General features: G+C 55.8%; 15 protein-coding genes. 9 read left to right on the top strand and 6 right to left on the bottom strand.

Going from position 1 to position 14,970, the window contains the following annotated elements:
• Positions 1 to 50 precede the first annotated feature (50 nt).
• Complete coding sequence (gene rsmF, locus FA92_RS09535; protein WP_197061494.1) at positions 51 to 1,478, top strand: 16S rRNA (cytosine(1407)-C(5))-methyltransferase RsmF; 1,428 nt, start codon at positions 51 to 53, stop codon at positions 1,476 to 1,478.
• A gap of 1 nt (position 1,479) precedes the next feature.
• Here rsmF and FA92_RS09540 read toward each other — a convergent pair whose 3' ends face one another.
• From FA92_RS09540 to FA92_RS09555, 4 genes are all read right to left on the bottom strand, one after another.
• On the bottom strand, positions 1,480 to 2,127 hold the full coding sequence (locus FA92_RS09540) for a metallophosphoesterase (protein ID WP_033783298.1): 648 nt from the start codon (positions 2,125 to 2,127) through the stop codon (positions 1,480 to 1,482).
• A 232-nt stretch (positions 2,128 to 2,359) separates the two neighbouring features.
• A complete protein-coding gene (locus FA92_RS09545) occupies positions 2,360 to 2,608 on the bottom strand; it encodes a DUF1272 domain-containing protein (protein WP_033783299.1) in 249 nt (82 codons plus the stop codon).
• A gap of 150 nt (positions 2,609 to 2,758) precedes the next feature.
• Positions 2,759 to 4,117, bottom strand: coding sequence for an MFS transporter (locus FA92_RS09550; protein WP_013358118.1), 1,359 nt, complete (start codon positions 4,115 to 4,117; stop codon positions 2,759 to 2,761).
• Between the two features lie 134 nt (positions 4,118 to 4,251).
• Entirely contained in the window at positions 4,252 to 6,282 is a 2,031-nt protein-coding gene (locus FA92_RS09555; protein WP_013358119.1) for a choline transporter, read from the bottom strand.
• Positions 6,283 to 6,538: 256 nt separating this feature from the next.
• Here FA92_RS09555 and betI point away from each other — a divergent pair, with 256 nt between their 5' ends.
• The 8 genes from betI to FA92_RS09595 all read left to right on the top strand — a co-directional run bounded on the left by betI (position 6,539) and on the right by FA92_RS09595 (position 13,485).
• Positions 6,539 to 7,132: a transcriptional regulator BetI gene (gene betI / locus FA92_RS09560; RefSeq protein ID WP_013358120.1), complete on the top strand. Its 594-nt coding sequence runs from the start codon at positions 6,539 to 6,541 to the stop codon at positions 7,130 to 7,132.
• 14 nt (positions 7,133 to 7,146) lie between these two features.
• A complete protein-coding gene (gene betB / locus FA92_RS09565; protein WP_033783300.1) occupies positions 7,147 to 8,619 on the top strand; it encodes a betaine-aldehyde dehydrogenase in 1,473 nt (490 codons plus the stop codon).
• Positions 8,620 to 8,642: 23 nt separating this feature from the next.
• Positions 8,643 to 10,325: a choline dehydrogenase gene (gene betA, locus FA92_RS09570; RefSeq protein WP_033783301.1), complete on the top strand. Its 1,683-nt coding sequence runs from the start codon at positions 8,643 to 8,645 to the stop codon at positions 10,323 to 10,325.
• A 429-nt stretch (positions 10,326 to 10,754) separates the two neighbouring features.
• Positions 10,755 to 11,105, top strand: a complete 351-nt coding sequence (mdtJ, locus tag FA92_RS09575) for a multidrug/spermidine efflux SMR transporter subunit MdtJ (RefSeq protein WP_013358123.1) — start codon at positions 10,755 to 10,757, stop codon at positions 11,103 to 11,105.
• Positions 11,092 to 11,421 (top strand): multidrug/spermidine efflux SMR transporter subunit MdtI, encoded by a 330-nt coding sequence (mdtI, locus tag FA92_RS09580; protein ID WP_033783303.1) that lies wholly within the window; start codon positions 11,092 to 11,094, stop codon positions 11,419 to 11,421. The genes mdtJ and mdtI overlap by 14 nt, the downstream gene beginning before the upstream one ends.
• A 200-nt stretch (positions 11,422 to 11,621) precedes the next feature.
• Positions 11,622 to 12,764 carry an acyltransferase gene (locus FA92_RS09585; RefSeq protein ID WP_033783305.1) on the top strand — a complete coding sequence of 381 codons (1,143 nt, stop codon included), beginning with the start codon at positions 11,622 to 11,624 and terminating at the stop codon, positions 12,762 to 12,764.
• A gap of 158 nt (positions 12,765 to 12,922) precedes the next feature.
• Positions 12,923 to 13,183: a hypothetical protein gene (locus FA92_RS09590; protein ID WP_013358126.1), complete on the top strand. Its 261-nt coding sequence runs from the start codon at positions 12,923 to 12,925 to the stop codon at positions 13,181 to 13,183.
• 116 nt (positions 13,184 to 13,299) lie between these two features.
• Positions 13,300 to 13,485: a hypothetical protein gene (locus FA92_RS09595; protein WP_013358127.1), complete on the top strand. Its 186-nt coding sequence runs from the start codon at positions 13,300 to 13,302 to the stop codon at positions 13,483 to 13,485.
• A 96-nt stretch (positions 13,486 to 13,581) separates the two neighbouring features.
• On the opposite strand, the gene FA92_RS23445 is transcribed toward FA92_RS09595, so the two are convergent.
• Both FA92_RS23445 and adhP read right to left on the bottom strand, forming a co-directional pair.
• Positions 13,582 to 13,719, bottom strand: a complete 138-nt coding sequence (locus FA92_RS23445; protein ID WP_167493426.1) for a hypothetical protein — start codon at positions 13,717 to 13,719, stop codon at positions 13,582 to 13,584.
• Between the two features lie 215 nt (positions 13,720 to 13,934).
• The gene (gene adhP, locus FA92_RS09600; RefSeq protein ID WP_033783306.1) at positions 13,935 to 14,957 is read right to left on the bottom strand and encodes an alcohol dehydrogenase AdhP; all 1,023 of its coding nucleotides are present in this window, start codon (positions 14,955 to 14,957) and stop codon (positions 13,935 to 13,937) included.
• Between the last annotated feature and the right edge of the window lie 13 nt (positions 14,958 to 14,970).

A 14,970-nucleotide genomic window follows, 5' to 3' on the forward strand; every position in this document is an offset into this window, starting at 1 on the left:
TTTCATTCCTCATGGTACACTGCCGCCTTTGCCTTAACTGGAATGTGCCCGTGTCAGATGCGTCTTCGTTTTTCCCCGCCGATTTTCTCTCATTAATGCGTCAGAGCCTGCCCGATGAGGCGAGCTTCACGCAGTTCATCGCTTACAGTCAGCAGCCCCTGCGCCGCAGTATTCGCGTCAATACCCTGAAGATCAGCGTGGCCGATTTTCTGAGCCAGACGGCGGGTTATGACTGGCAGCTGACGCCGGTGCCGTGGTGCGAAGAGGGATTCTGGATCAGCCGGGAAGATGAGAGCCTGCCGCTGGGCAGCGTGGCTGAACATCTCAGCGGCCTGTTTTACATCCAGGAAGCCAGCTCCATGCTGCCGGTAACCGCCCTGTTTGACGCCCAGCCAGAGGTCAGCGCCGTGATGGATATGGCAGCGGCACCGGGTTCTAAAACCACCCAGATTGCGGCCCGGATGGGCAATCAGGGCGTTATCCTGGCAAACGAATTCTCCTCCAGCCGGGTAAAAGTGCTGCACGCTAATATCAGCCGCTGCGGCGTCAGCAACAGTGCGCTGACGCACTTTGACGCGCGGGTCTTCGGGCCAGCGCTGCCGGAACAGTTCGACGCCATCCTGCTGGACGCTCCCTGCTCCGGCGAAGGAGTGATCCGCAAAGATGCAGATGCGCTGAAAAACTGGTCGCTGGCGAGCACCGAAGAGATCGCCGCGACCCAGCGCGATCTGCTCGACAGTGCTTTTCACGCATTAAAACCTGGCGGCACGCTGGTTTATTCAACCTGCACCCTGAATCAGATTGAGAATCAGCAGGTGATTGACTGGCTGTTGCAGCGCTATCCGGATGCGGTTGAGGTCGTGCCGCTCGATGGGCTGTTTGAGGGTGCCGAACGGGCCGCGACGCCCGAGGGCTATCTGCATGTCTTCCCGCAGATGTTCGACAGCGAAGGCTTTTTCGTGGCGCGTCTGCGTAAAACCGCATCAGTCGAGCCCTTACCGCTGCCGGGCTACAAAGTCGGCAAGCTGCCCTTCTCCCATCTCAGCCGTAAGCTGGAAAGTGAGATCGTACAGGCTGCCGCTGCTGTCTCTATCAAATGGGATGACGCACTGGAGCTCTGGCAGCGAGATAAAGAGATCTGGCTGTTCCCTAAGGCCGTTACCCCGCTGCTGGGCAAAGTGCGCTTCTCGCGCATTGGCCTGAAGCTGGCAGAAACCTTTGCCAAAGGCTATCGCTGGCAACATGAAGCGGTGATAGCACTGGCGCAACCTGATGCGACGCAGACCTTTGAGCTCACGGCGGCAGAAGCAGAAGAGTGGTATCGCGGCCGCGATATCTATCCGGAAACTGCCCCGGCAAACAATGAGATGATTGTGACCTGGCAGCAGCAGCCGCTGGGGCTGGCGAAGAAAGTCGGCAGTCGCATCAAGAACAGCTATCCACGCGAACTGGTGCGTGACGGCCGCCTGTTCCGCTGAGTCACTTTAGTTGCAGCATCGTCAGATGATTGCCAAACACTGCGCCGGTATCGATGTAATGCAGATTGGCAATCGTCAGCGGCTGTTTCAGCGGAGTATGACCGAAGTAAAAGGCATCTGCGCCAGGGATGCCCGCCTGCTCACCTGACTCCATCTCCTCCAGTCGCTGACGGCTCCAGACCACCTTTTGCCAGTCGAGTGGCTTATTCAGCGCGTATTCCCGTGCCGGATAGTCCGCATGAGCAATCACAACAGTGCGCTCACCCAATTGCAGATGCAGTATCAGCGGCAGTTCACGACAGTGCCGCAACGCGTGCCGTGCCGCGATTAACGCTGCGCCCCGCAGCCGAAAGAACCAGTCGCCCCCGTTCATCTGCCAGAACGCCATGTCCTGTCCCTGTAACGCGGACACCGCCATCTCCTCATGATTGCCGCGCACGCAGCGAAACCAGGGCTCCTGCAGTAGCGCCAGACAGCCCAGGCTGTCTGGCCCGCGATCGATGATGTCGCCAACCGAAATCAGTAAATCCTGCTGCGGATCAAACTGATGTTGCTGCAACAGCGCATCAAGTTCGCGGCGGCAGCCATGCAGATCGCCAACGACCCAGATCCGTCGCCATGCTGCGCCATTCAGGCATTCATAATACATCGGTGCATGTGCCTCTCTGTGCTGAAAGTACCCTAAGAGTATAAGAGCTGACGGAGAACAGGAGTGAGGAGAGAGAAAGCAGGGTGTGACAGAAAAGGCGTCACACTGTCGGGAATGAAAGATTCGCCGGGCCTGAAAAGTACGTCCCTCCCGGCGCTTATCTCCGGCACTCAGTTAAGGTGGTAGCTCTGTCAGGGACGAAATTCATCATAACGACATCGGGCCGCGCAGGCTATTCTGCCTCTGACGTATTCGTCGTCATTTGAGATCGGCTGCGCATTTTAGCCGGATATTTCTGTAGCTTCTCTGCCGGACGCACCGGACGGCGCACCAGTTCACCACCGCAGTTGGGACAAACATGCGCGAAATGCTCATCGCAGTCAGCGCAGAAGGTGCATTCAAACGAGCAGATGCGTGCCGCCAGAGAGGATGGCGGCAGATCGACGTCGCAGCGTTCACAATTAGGGCGCAGTTCGAGCATGGTGTGACTCCTGAAGAAACGGGTTACCCAGCATCGCCGCTGCTGGCCCGAATGTCGAGCCAGCGACCGGACAGAAGTGAGCCAGATCCGGACATCATACATTTACCCCCCGCAGAGAGGGGCGAACAACGTGATGCCCTGTCGCGGCTATTAATGACGCTGATCTTCGCGAACATCACCGGGATGATCATCGGGCAACACCTCTTCATCAGCCGTATCAGCATCCTCATCGCTCTCCACTTCCGGTTCCTGACCGCCCATCGACGCATGAATCACCTCCTCTTCCAGCGTCGGGATCAGCGCGGCACCCAGTGGCGAGGTCGCCAGACTGTCAGGCATGACCACGTGCGGCAACGGCACTTCGGTTGTCGGAAGCGGACCTGGCGCACGGACAAAACTCAGTCCGCCAATCACCAGCGCACAGAGCGCAAAGAAGAGATAAAGCATATTGCTGCCCAGCGGCTGCATCAGCGCACCCACTACCAGCGGGCCGATACTGGCACCAATACCAAACGCCATCAGCAGACAGGCGGTTAACGACACGCGGCGCTCGGCGGCAACCTGATCGTTGGCCAGCGCCACCTGCAACGGATAGAGCGCGAACTGCATCATGCTGGCGGCAAAGGCGATGCCGATCATCCAGTCAAACGTCAGATGCGGCAGCAGGATCAGCGGCACGCAGATAACGGCAAACAGCATCGCAATGATGAATAACAGCCGCTGACGATCGTAGCGGTCAGAAAGCCAGCTCAGCGGAAACTGCGACACCAGCCCGGCAAAGATCGTAAGACTCATAAAATAGCCGGTCTGGCTGGTGGTAAAGCCTTTGCTGCTGCCATAAACCGGTGCCAGACCGTAGAAGGCACCAATTACCATGCCGGTTACCAGCGTGGTGCCGAGCAGTTTGGGGATAGTGCGGATAAAATAGCCCAGCTCCATCGGGGCTGGCGTCATCGGCCTGACATGAGTGCGGGTGGTCAGCGCTATCGGCACCAGACAGAGCGCGAAACAGAGTGCGACAATCAGCAGCGTGCTGACACCAAATCCGGTCTGCAGGCTCAGTATCACCTGCCCGCCACTCAGTCCAAGGTAGGTCGCGACCATATATAAGCCGAAAATCATGCCACGCTGGGACGATTCCGCCTGATCGTTGAGCCAGCTCTCCAGCACCATGTACTGGCACATCATGCAGAGTCCGATAATCAGACGCAGAAAGACCCACAGCGGAATAAAGTCAGTCAGACCGTGACCCACCACAGAGGCGGTAATAATCCCGGCGCAGGCCACATAGGCGCGGATATGGCCGACGCGGGCGATCAGGTTGTGCCCCACCTTGCCGCCAATCACCAGCCCGATATAGTTTGCCGCGATAATCGCACCAATCAGCGCGCCGTTAACCTGCTCACTGGCCAGCCGCAGGGAGACATAGGTGGTCAGCAGACCGGAACCGAGCAACATCAACAGCGTGGTGGTGTAGAGCGGCAGAAACGTACTGAATATTTTTCCCATATGACTCCCTGTCTATACCCTTCAGGCATCAGGCCAGCAAAGCCCTAAAGATAGACGATATCGGCAGGCGACGGCGTGTAACAACTCGTTGATGGCAAAAAAAAGCCCGCCAGCACACTGCTGACGGGCCTGGTTTACACGCTCGGGAAGCTGATATTGCTGCCCGGCGCTTCACGGTTGAGATGGATGAAGTTCAGGTGTCGCTCATACTGATCCAGTATGTCGATGATCACCTGCTCTTTGCTGTAATCCATCAGGTCGTTACCCTGGCTGCCCTCCATCAGGAAGGTTTCCAGTCGGTAGTAGGTCGACTTACCGCTGCGGGCGCGATAGGTAAAGCCCGGAATCGAATATTGCTGCGGCCAGACCTGATAAATGAAGTCCTGCTCTTCGCCCAGATGGACGCGCAGATCCAGATAGCCAATCGGGTTCGCCTCATCTGCTTCGACGCTTTCCAGCGTGACGCGGGCATCACGCAGTTCCAGCTCTTTCGCCACTTCCTGCATTGCCGGGAAAATGGTCTTTTCCATCATCTGCTGGGTGTAACGCGAGCCTGGGTAGTTCATCAGGCGTGACAGACGCTTCTTCCAGGTCAGACGGTCGGTCGCATGCGCCAGATAGGGCGCGGTGTCGCGCGTCGCGCTGGCCCGGCGGTGATCCTCAATCTTCAGCGATTTAAACAGACCCGCCATCACAAAGAAGATCACAAAGCTGAACGGCAGTCCCATGATCACAGTGGTGTTCTGCAGGGCAGTAATCCCGTTAGTCATCAGCATGCTCAGCGTCAGCACCCCAATCGCCACGGACCAGAAGATGCGCAGCCAGTTCGGCGCATCGCTGTTAATATCTTTCAGCCGCGAGGTGAAGTTACCCAGCACCAGCGAACCGGAGTCCGCCGAGGTAACGTAGAACAGCATCCCGGTGATGGTGGCAACCGATGCGCTGAGCTTAAACGCCGGATACTGCGCCAGCAGACTGTAGAAGCCACGCTCCGCATGGTTCATCACTTCCTGCGCAAATTCTGTATTGCCGTGAATGATCTGGTACAGCGCGGCGTTACCGAACACGGACAGCCACAGCAGCGTAAAGGTAAACGGAATAATCAGCGTGCCCAGTACGAACTCACGGATGGTACGACCGCGTGAGATACGCGCCAGGAACAGGCCGACAAACGGCGACCAGGCCACCCACCACGCCCAGAAGAAGAGCGTCCAGCTGTTCATCCATTGAGTCGGGCGATCAAAGGCAAAGGTATTGAGCGTCATGCCCATGAAGCGGTTGATGTAATCGCCGACGTTCAGCACCAGCGCATTCAGCAGGAACTCGGTGTTGCCGAAGAACAGCACAAACAGAATCAGGCCCAGCGCCATGATCACATTGAGTTCGGAGAGGAAACGAATCCCTTTATCAACACCCGACGTTACAGAGATAGTGGCGATCACCACGGAGAGGACAATCAGCGCAGTCTGCGCGGTCAGGCCTTCCGGGATATCAAACAGCACTTTCAGGCCGTAGTTGAGCTGCACGACCCCAATGCCGAGCGTAGTGGCGATACCAAAGATGGTGCCGACCACGGCTGCGATATCTACCGTGTGACCTATCGGACCATAGATGCGTTTACCGAAGATGGGATAGAGCGCCGAACGAATAGTCAGCGGCAGGTTATAACGGTAGCTGAAGTAGCCCAGCGCGATGCCCATCAGTGCATACATCGACCAGCCGGTCAGTCCGTAGTGGAACAGCGTCCAGACCATCGCCTGGCGGGCGGCTTCCAGCGTCTGCCCTGCTCCTTCCGGCGGCTGCATATATTGCGTCACCGGTTCGGCGACCGAGAAGAACATCAGGTCGATGCCGATCCCGGCGGCAAACAGCATGGCGGACCAGCTGAGCACGCTGAATTCGGGTTTGGAGTGCTCCGGCCCGAGCTTAATCGAGCCAAAGCGTGAGCAGGCCATATAGAGCACAAAGACAATATAGAGGGTGGCAGCCAGCATGTAGTACCAGCCGAAGGTGGCGGAAACCCAATTGACCGCCTTGAGGATCCAGCTCGCGGCCAGTTCACTGTAGAGAATCGTCACAAGTGAAAACGTCAGAATCAATCCGGCAGAGGTATAAAATACAACGGGATTGAGTCTGTCTTTTTCACCGGCAGGTGGATTATTCATCAATTACCTCTGGTTAATATCCTGAAAATACGCAATGGATAACGTTTGCCGCTCACGGGGTTTTCAGGCCGTGCGGCCTCATCTCGTTCTGTCACTTCCTGTTTAAGCGCAGCGGCTGGTAAAGAGCTTAGCACTCATTACCGTTTCGCTTACGCTACATTTAAAGAACACTACCCTAACAAATTTTCTTTTTATATTGAACGTGCAATCAAAAAAAGATTTAATAGGGGCTCGATTTGAGGGTGGAGCTGGAGCTATGCCAAAGGTAGGGATGCAGCCGATACGTCGTCGGCAACTGATTGATGCGACCCTGAGCACGATTAATGAGATGGGGATTAATGATGCCACGATTGCCCAGATCGCCCGTCGGGCGGGGGTCTCTACCGGCATCATCAGTCACTACTTCAAAGACAAGAACGGTCTGCTGGAAGCCACGATGCGTGACGTGACGCGTCAGCTGCGCGAGGCGGTGCTGACGCGGCTGAAACCGCTGGCCGATGCCTCCGCAGAACAGCGGCTGTGCGCCATTGTCGACGGGAATTTTGATGAAACCCAGGTGCACACCGCAGTAATGAAAGCCTGGCTCGACTTCTGGTCGAGCAGCATGCATCAGCCCCAGCTCAACAGACTTGAGCGGGTCAGCAGCCGTCGGCTCTTCTCAACGCTGGTGGTCGAATTCCGTCGTGAACTGCCACTGGATAAAGCACGCCTGGCCGCACACGGCCTGGCGGCCCTGATCGACGGTCTGTGGCTGCGCGCCGCGCTGAGCGGTAAGCCATTCGATCCCGCTATCGCCCTCACACTGACCACCCAATTCATCCGTCAGCAACTGGCTGGCGAGCACGAATAACGGAAGGAGAAAACATGTCCCGATTCACCGAGCAGAAACTCTACATCGATGGCGCTTATGTTGCCGCAGCGTCTGGCGAAACGTTCCAGACGATCAATCCGGTCAACGGCGAAGTGCTGGCAGAGGTTCATGCCGCCGGCCAGGACGATGTCAATCGCGCCGTTGCTGCCGCCAGAAAAGGCCAGAAGGTCTGGGCCGCGATGACCGCCATGGAGCGTTCACGCATCCTGCGTCGCGCCGTCGATATTCTGCGTGAGCGTAATGATGAGCTGGCAGAGCTGGAAATGCTCGACACCGGTAAACCTTACAGCGAAACCTCCGCGGTCGATATCGTCACCGGTGCAGACGTGCTGGAGTACTACGCGGGTCTGGTTCCGGCGCTGGAAGGTCAGCAGATCCCCCTGCGTGAAACCTCCTTTGTTTATACCCGCCGCGAACCGCTGGGCGTGGTCGCCGGTATCGGTGCCTGGAACTACCCGATTCAGATCGCCCTGTGGAAATCCGCACCTGCACTGGCTGCGGGTAACGCGATGATTTTCAAACCCAGCGAAATGACCCCGCTTACCGCCCTGAAGCTGGCAGAAATCTACACCGAAGCGGGCCTGCCGGATGGCGTGTTTAACGTGCTGCCGGGCATCGGTTCGGTTACCGGTCAGTTACTGACTGAGCATCCAGGTATCGACAAAGTCTCCTTCACCGGCGGCGTTGTCAGCGGCAAAAAAGTGATGGCCAATGCAGCGGGTTCAACGCTGAAAGAGGTCACCATGGAGCTGGGCGGTAAATCCCCGCTGATCATCTTCGATGATGCCGATCTCGATCTGGCCGCTGACATCGCCATGATGGCGAACTTCTACAGCTCCGGTCAGGTCTGCACCAACGGCACCCGCGTCTTTATTCCTGCAAAACTGCAGGCGGCGTTCGAGGCCAAAATCAGCGAACGCGTTGCCCGTATCAAAGCAGGCAACCTGCGTGACCCGGCCACCAATTTTGGTCCGCTGGTCAGCTTCAGCCATCGCGACAACGTGATGCGCTACATCGAGTCCGGCATTGCTGAAGGCGCACGCGTGCTGTGCGGCGGCAAACGTCTGACCGGTGGCGATTTCGACCAGGGTGCCTGGGTGGCACCGACCGTGTTCACCGACTGCCGGGATGAGATGAAGATTGTCCGTGAAGAGATCTTCGGGCCGGTGATGTCGATTCTGAGCTACGAAACCGAAGCAGAAGTGATCCGCCGCGCCAACGACACCGAATTCGGTCTGGCCGCCGGACTGGTGACGCAGGATCTGAATAAAGCACACCGTGTGATTCATCAGATCGAAGCCGGTATCTGCTGGATCAATACCTGGGGCGAGTCCGCCGCAGAGATGCCGGTGGGCGGCTACAAGCACTCCGGCATTGGCCGCGAGAATGGCCTGATGACGCTGCAGAGCTACACCCAGGTGAAGTCAGTGCAGGTTGAGCTGACGCGTTTTCAGTCAGTCTTTTAATCACTTAACCTGAGGAACGACGAATGGAATTTGATTACATTATTATTGGAGCCGGATCCGCAGGAAACGTTCTGGCGACCCGCCTGACCGAAGAAAGCAATGTGAGCGTTCTGTTGCTGGAAGCGGGCGGCCCGGATTACCGTTTTGATTTTCGCACCCAGATGCCTGCGGCCCTTGCCTTCCCGCTGCAGGGAAAACGCTATAACTGGGCGTATGAAACCGAGCCAGAGCCTTACATGAACAACCGCCGCATGGAGTGTGGTCGCGGCAAAGGTCTGGGCGGTTCATCACTGATTAACGGCATGTGTTACATCCGCGGCAACGCGATGGATCTGGACAACTGGGCCAGCGAGCCGGGACTGGAGAACTGGAGCTATCTGGACTGCCTGCCCTACTACCGTAAAGCGGAGACCCGTGATATCGGCCCGAACGATTTCCACGGCGGCGATGGCCCGGTGTGCGTTGCAACCCCGAAAGCGGGCAACAACGTGCTGTTTGATGCGATGATTGAGGCGGGCGTGCAGGCGGGCTATCCGCGCACCGACGACCTGAATGGTTACCAGCAGGAAGGTTTCGGTCCGATGGATCGTACCGTGACGCCAAAGGGTCGTCGTTCCAGCACCGCGCGTGGCTATCTCGATATGGCCAAAGGCCGCACTAACCTGAAGATCATTACGCATGCTACCACCGATCGCATCATCTTTGACGGCAAGCGCGCGGTCGGCGTGGAGTATCTGCAGGGCGATAGCAACACCATTAACAAAGTCACCGCTCGCCGTGAAGTGCTGCTGTGCGCGGGCGCTATCGCCTCGCCGCAGATCCTGCAGCGTTCTGGCGTGGGTTCGCCTGAGCTGCTGAAGCAGTTCGACATCCCGCTGGTGCATGACCTGCCGGGCGTGGGTGAAAACCTGCAGGACCATCTGGAGATGTATCTGCAGTATGAGTGTAAAGAGCCGGTTTCTATCTATCCTGCCCTGAAGTGGTGGAATCAGCCGAAGATCGGTGCAGAGTGGATGTTTAACGGCACCGGTATCGGCGCCAGCAACCAGTTTGAAGCAGGCGGCTTTATCCGCAGCCGCGAAGAGTTCACTTGGCCGAACATTCAGTATCACTTCCTGCCGGTGGCGATTAACTACAACGGGTCTAACGCCGTTGATGCTCACGGTTTCCAGTGTCACGTCGGCTCAATGCGTTCGCCAAGCCGCGGTCATGTGCGCCTGAAGTCACGCGATCCGCGTCGTCATCCGGCCATTCTGTTTAACTACATGTCACATGAGCAGGACTGGCACGAGTTCCGCGATGCTATCCGCATTACGCGCCAGATCATCAACCAGCCAGCGCTGGATAAGTATCGTGGCCGTGAAATCAGTCCGGGCCTGGATTGCCAGACGGATGAGCAGCTGGATGAGTTCGTGCGCAACCACGGTGAAACCGCCTATCACCCGTGCGGTACCTGTAAGATGGGTAACGATCCGATGGCCGTCGTGGATGGCGAAGGACGTGTGCATGGATTGCAGGGATTACGCGTGGTGGATGCGTCGATTATGCCGCTGATCATCACCGGTAACCTGAATGCCACCACCATCATGATTGGTGAGAAGATTGCCGATAAGATTCGTGGACGCGATCCGTTGCCACGCAGCACTGCCTCTTACTATGTCGCGGGTGACGCGCCGGTTCGCACCGTGCCGCAGCGCGCAGAGTAATTAGTGACAGCGTCACTTAACAATCGCCGGGCACGCTGTTGCCCGGCTTTTTTTATGCAGGGTTTAACAGCCCCCCTTTTCCATACATCCTTTTACATAGCCTTCTTTTTTCAAACCATCAAACCTTAACCTGCGTCAAATAAAGCAGCATCTGCTGTTGATTTCATGATGTGCAGAATGCTATAAATCCGGCGTGTATTTAACCGGAGGCACTATCCGTCCACTGATGAGAAGCAACAATGTGGATGCGTTGTAAATTTTATGAGCAGAATGTTCATGTCACATCTTACCCTCACCTTCCTTTCTGGCTGGAACGTCGCCGATCAGCACTGGCGTAACGCCCTGTAGTCCTCTCACCACTTCGACACTGTTCTGAGTCTGCCCCGTGTACTGTTGCAGGTCGTCATTTATCGTTGCTGGAGAGCATCCATGTTCGCCTGGATTTTATTATCACTCGCTATTGTTACTGAAATTATTGGTACCCTTTTCATGAAGTGGTCCAGCGTTAATGGCAGCCATTCAGGCTACCTGATGATGCTGGGCATGATTGCCTGTTCCTATATTCTGCTGAGTTTCGCCATCAAACGTATCGCGCTGGGCGTGGCTTATGCCCTGTGGGAAGGTATCGGCATCATGCTGATTACCTTATTCAGCGTGCAGCTGTTTGGTGAAGCGCTGTCCGCGCTGAAAATCTGCGGGCTGGTGACGCTGATCGTCGGGATTGTGTTGATCAAGACCGGCACCCAATCATCAGCGGAGGTTAATCATGGTCATGGCTGATTTTGTGCATGCCGCCTGGCTGGCGCTGGCGATCATGCTGGAGATTGCCGCCAACATATTCCTTAAATATTCTGACGGGTTTAAGAAACCGCTGCACGGCGTGCTGTCACTCTGCTGTGTCCTGCTCGCGTTCAGCGCACTGGCTCAGGCGGTCAAAGGTATCGATCTGTCGATTGCCTATGCCGTCTGGGGCGGTTTTGGCATCATCGCCACGGTTGCGGCCGGATGGGTGCTGTTTGGTCAGCGACTGAACCACAAAGGCTGGGCCGGTCTGATCCTGCTGCTGGCCGGTATGATCCTGTTAAAGCTGGCCTGATGGATCCCCGTAATTAGTAATCCAGGTTAAGGGTGTGTCACCGCACGCCCTTAACTTACTGTGCTTTACCTCCCTTTCCCGATTGATTTTTCTCTCTTTCCTGTGCTCGGAATCCTCTTACTTTTGTAAAGGGCCGTTTACATATCTTTTGCCTTAAGGCTTAGTGAGCGCCAAAAGCCGGATAAAAACGAGGAAAAGTTATGTCTGCAACACGAGGTTGGTCAACGGAGCTGGAAGGATTACGCGGCATTGCCTCTCTCTGGGTTCTGGTTGGCCATATCAGCTTACTGGTTCATTGCCACATCACGCTGATTTCATCACCGGGCATCGGGGTCGACCTGTTTATTCTGTTATCGGGTTATCTGATGGCGAAAAACTACGTCGAACGCCAGCAGAAGGAGCCATGGCAGAGCGCGGAGACGATTAAGAAATTCTGGATCCGCCGCTTCTTCCGTATCGCCCCGCTCTACTATCTGCTGTTAATCATCGCCCTGATTTATGGCCCGTGGTTTGGTGAGATGCGTGACACCATTGCGCATTTCTATTCCGGCACCGCCACGGAGTCGTCGCGTTACAACGACCAGTCACTGGCAAACATCCTGACTCACTTCAGCTTCCTGTTCGGCCTGCTGCCCGAGTATGGGTTTAACACCGTGCTGCCAGACTGGAGCATTGGGCTGGAGATGCAGTTCTATCTGCTGTTCCCGTTCATCATGCTGGTCACGCTGCGCTTTGGTTATGCCGCCTCGCTGATTGGCATCATGGCGCTCTGCTGCGCCGGTCGCTATGTGCTGGCCGATTATTATGAAGCGTTTGAGATGCCTTCGATGATCCTGATTAAGCTGAACATGTTCCTGGCTGGAATGCTGCTGGCCGAAGCGATTCGCCGTAAATCCCTGCTCTATGTTGCCTTTGCGCTGCTTGGCCCGGTCGTCACCGTAGCGATTGGCATGGACGCGATTAAGCTGCAGGTGATTATGGAGGCGCTGATGATCGTCGGTATGGCGGCAATTCTGTGGCAATACCCGCAGGGCAGCATGATGGCTCAGCTGATTGCCCTGCCGCGTAAGCTGCTGAACAACCGCCTCAGCACCTGGCTGGGTGACGTCTCGTTCTCAGTCTATCTGCTGCACCTGCTGATTGTGATCCCGCTGATCGCCCTGCTGCTCACTCACACCGACATTGAGTATAAGAGCGATATGACACGCTTCCTGATTGTCTGCGTTTCCGCTATCCCGGTAACCTATGCGCTGGCTTCTTTACTCTATAAGTATGTTGAGAAGCCCGGCATTCAGATGGGTAAGCGCGTGCTGAAGCCGAAGCTGGCCGATCAGACCAGCTAAGTTCGCTAATAATCATGATTAAGCCCCTGACTGGGGCTTTTTTTGCCTCTGGCGCTCGTTATCAGCCCTTCACAGGCATTGATGACGCGCCGTCGCCAGCATGCCTGCTGAGGTGAACTACACTTTCCCGGTTAGCAATCTGACGCAAAGGAGAGAACATGAGCATTCAGCATCTGCTGCTATCCAGTGACGGTGGCGCGGTGATTATTGAAGCAGAACAACTCGAAAGCGAGCTGGTTATCCCGCCCCATCTGCAGACCCTGAGCGGCGGTGAAGCTGACAGTGATACCGGCCATCGGGTGGCGGTCACAAAGCATTACTGTAAGGGACGCTACTATGCGGTTGCCCTGGATCGCCATGCGGCCAGTAATGAAATCGATGACGTGATTGACCTGCTGCATCCTGCCCCGCTGGATTAGCCTTTGTCGGCCACGCTGCCTTTAACGGCATGTTCCGCTGAGGCCACGGCGGGAAAACGGCCTGTTAATGCATTACCGCCACGCGGCATCACCATTTTCAGAAGAGGAAGAGCATTATGGAAAAGAAGAAGTGGTTTGTTTCCTACGTGATTAAGCCAAAAGGTGAAAATCATGTTACGACGCACGCCTTTATTGAAGGTGACAATGTTGAGGAGGCGCTCGAAGCCTTTATGTTTGAAACCAAAAAAAGCCTGTCGCTGGAAACTGAAGAGCTAACGCTGCTGTCGGTAAGTCTGGTGTAACCTCTGATTAACCTCGCGTTCGCGGGGTTTTTTCTGCCCTGTTTGAGGGTCATTTTCTATTTATATTATTTATAGTTTCCCTGGTGCGGCACTCAGTTACTTAGTGGGATAAGGCCAGGCGTGATCCATACCCGTTGATGACATCAGGCCGGTCACAGCCAGATACGCCAGTATCAGGACAAACAGTACAATTGCAGCAATTTCAATGGATTTAAGTAAGTGATGCTTCGCCATAAATAACCCTCCTTCAGTTGTGTGTAATCAAGACCTCATCTCATAAACTATAATGTTACCGGTAAAGTGCAAGTGAAAATCACATAATGAAACATAAAGCCTTGCTTATTAATGTTTGTAGAGAATACGCGTTAAGGGTTTCACGTGGCAGGACCAGGCGCTGCAGGCATAAAAAAGCCCGCAATGCGCGGGCCTTAGTGACGATCAGTTGGGTGCTAACTGGCAGACTGACCGGTAAAGTCGATCACCATCCTGCCGCGGATTTTGCCGTGAATCATCTCATCGAAGATGGCATTGACCTCACCAATCTTCCTTTTAGTTACCTTGGGCACCACCTTGCCTTCTGCCGCAAACTGGAAAGCCTCCGCCAGATCGTTGCGCGTTCCGACCAATGATCCCACCACCTGGATGCCATCAAGCACCAGTCGCGGGATATTCAGGCTCATCGCTTCCGGCGGCAATCCGACTGCTACGACCCGACCTCCGGCTCTGACCGCATCCACCGCCGAGTTAAAGGCCGCTTTGGCGACGGCTGTGACCACAGCCGCATGCGCCCCACCGGTTTTCTCCTGAATAAAGCGTGCCGCATCTTCGCTGGCAGAGTTGACGACCAGATCGGCACCCATCTCTTTCGCCAGTGCCAGCTGTCCGTCACTGACATCAATCGCAATCACTTTGGCGTTAAAGACGTTTTTCGCATATTGCAGCGCCAGGTTACCCAGCCCGCCAAGGCCATAAATTGCCAGCCACTGCCCCGGTTTAACCTCTGATACTTTTACCGCTTTGTACGTAGTGACACCGGCGCAGGTGACGCTACTGGCGGCGAAAGGATCGAGCCCATCGGGAACTTTAACCGAGTAGTCAGCAACAACAATACACTCTTCAGCCATACCGCCATCGGCGGTATAACCGGCATTGATGACGTCTCTGCAGAGCGTTTCGTTACCGGAATTACAATATTCACAGTGCCCGCAGCCCTTGAAGAACCAGGCGACGCTGGCGCGATCGCCCGGCTTGAGCGAGGTGACATCCGGCGCGACCTCCTCAACGATGCCGATCCCTTCATGACCCAGCGTGACGCCGGTCTTGTCACCAAAATCACCGTTCTTCACATGCAAATCGGTATGGCATACACCACAGCATTCCATCCTGAGCCGCGCTTCGCCGGTTTTGAGAGGACGCAGCGTCTTCTCAACCACTTCAACCTGGTGTTCACTATTAGCAATTGCCGCTTTCATAAACATTCCTCCT

The sequence above is a fragment of the Pantoea sp. 9140 genome, from assembly GCF_000745295.1.
Classification (GTDB): Bacteria; Pseudomonadota; Gammaproteobacteria; order Enterobacterales; family Enterobacteriaceae; genus Pantoea; species Pantoea vagans.

Coding starts and splice junctions, on each gene's coding strand:
- FA92_RS09540 (WP_033783298.1), bottom strand. CDS start 2,127: ATGTATTATGAATGCCTGAATGGCGCAGCATGGCGACGGATCTGGGTC.
- FA92_RS09545 (WP_033783299.1), bottom strand. CDS start 2,608: ATGCTCGAACTGCGCCCTAATTGTGAACGCTGCGACGTCGATCTGCCG.
- FA92_RS09550 (WP_013358118.1), bottom strand. CDS start 4,117: ATGGGAAAAATATTCAGTACGTTTCTGCCGCTCTACACCACCACGCTG.
- FA92_RS09555 (WP_013358119.1), bottom strand. CDS start 6,282: ATGAATAATCCACCTGCCGGTGAAAAAGACAGACTCAATCCCGTTGTA.
- betI (WP_013358120.1), top strand. CDS start 6,539: ATGCCAAAGGTAGGGATGCAGCCGATACGTCGTCGGCAACTGATTGAT.
- betB (WP_033783300.1), top strand. CDS start 7,147: ATGTCCCGATTCACCGAGCAGAAACTCTACATCGATGGCGCTTATGTT.
- betA (WP_033783301.1), top strand. CDS start 8,643: ATGGAATTTGATTACATTATTATTGGAGCCGGATCCGCAGGAAACGTT.
- mdtJ (WP_013358123.1), top strand. CDS start 10,755: ATGTTCGCCTGGATTTTATTATCACTCGCTATTGTTACTGAAATTATT.
- mdtI (WP_033783303.1), top strand. CDS start 11,092: ATGGTCATGGCTGATTTTGTGCATGCCGCCTGGCTGGCGCTGGCGATC.
- FA92_RS09585 (WP_033783305.1), top strand. CDS start 11,622: ATGTCTGCAACACGAGGTTGGTCAACGGAGCTGGAAGGATTACGCGGC.
- FA92_RS09590 (WP_013358126.1), top strand. CDS start 12,923: ATGAGCATTCAGCATCTGCTGCTATCCAGTGACGGTGGCGCGGTGATT.
- FA92_RS09595 (WP_013358127.1), top strand. CDS start 13,300: ATGGAAAAGAAGAAGTGGTTTGTTTCCTACGTGATTAAGCCAAAAGGT.
- FA92_RS23445 (WP_167493426.1), bottom strand. CDS start 13,719: ATGGCGAAGCATCACTTACTTAAATCCATTGAAATTGCTGCAATTGTA.
- adhP (WP_033783306.1), bottom strand. CDS start 14,957: ATGAAAGCGGCAATTGCTAATAGTGAACACCAGGTTGAAGTGGTTGAG.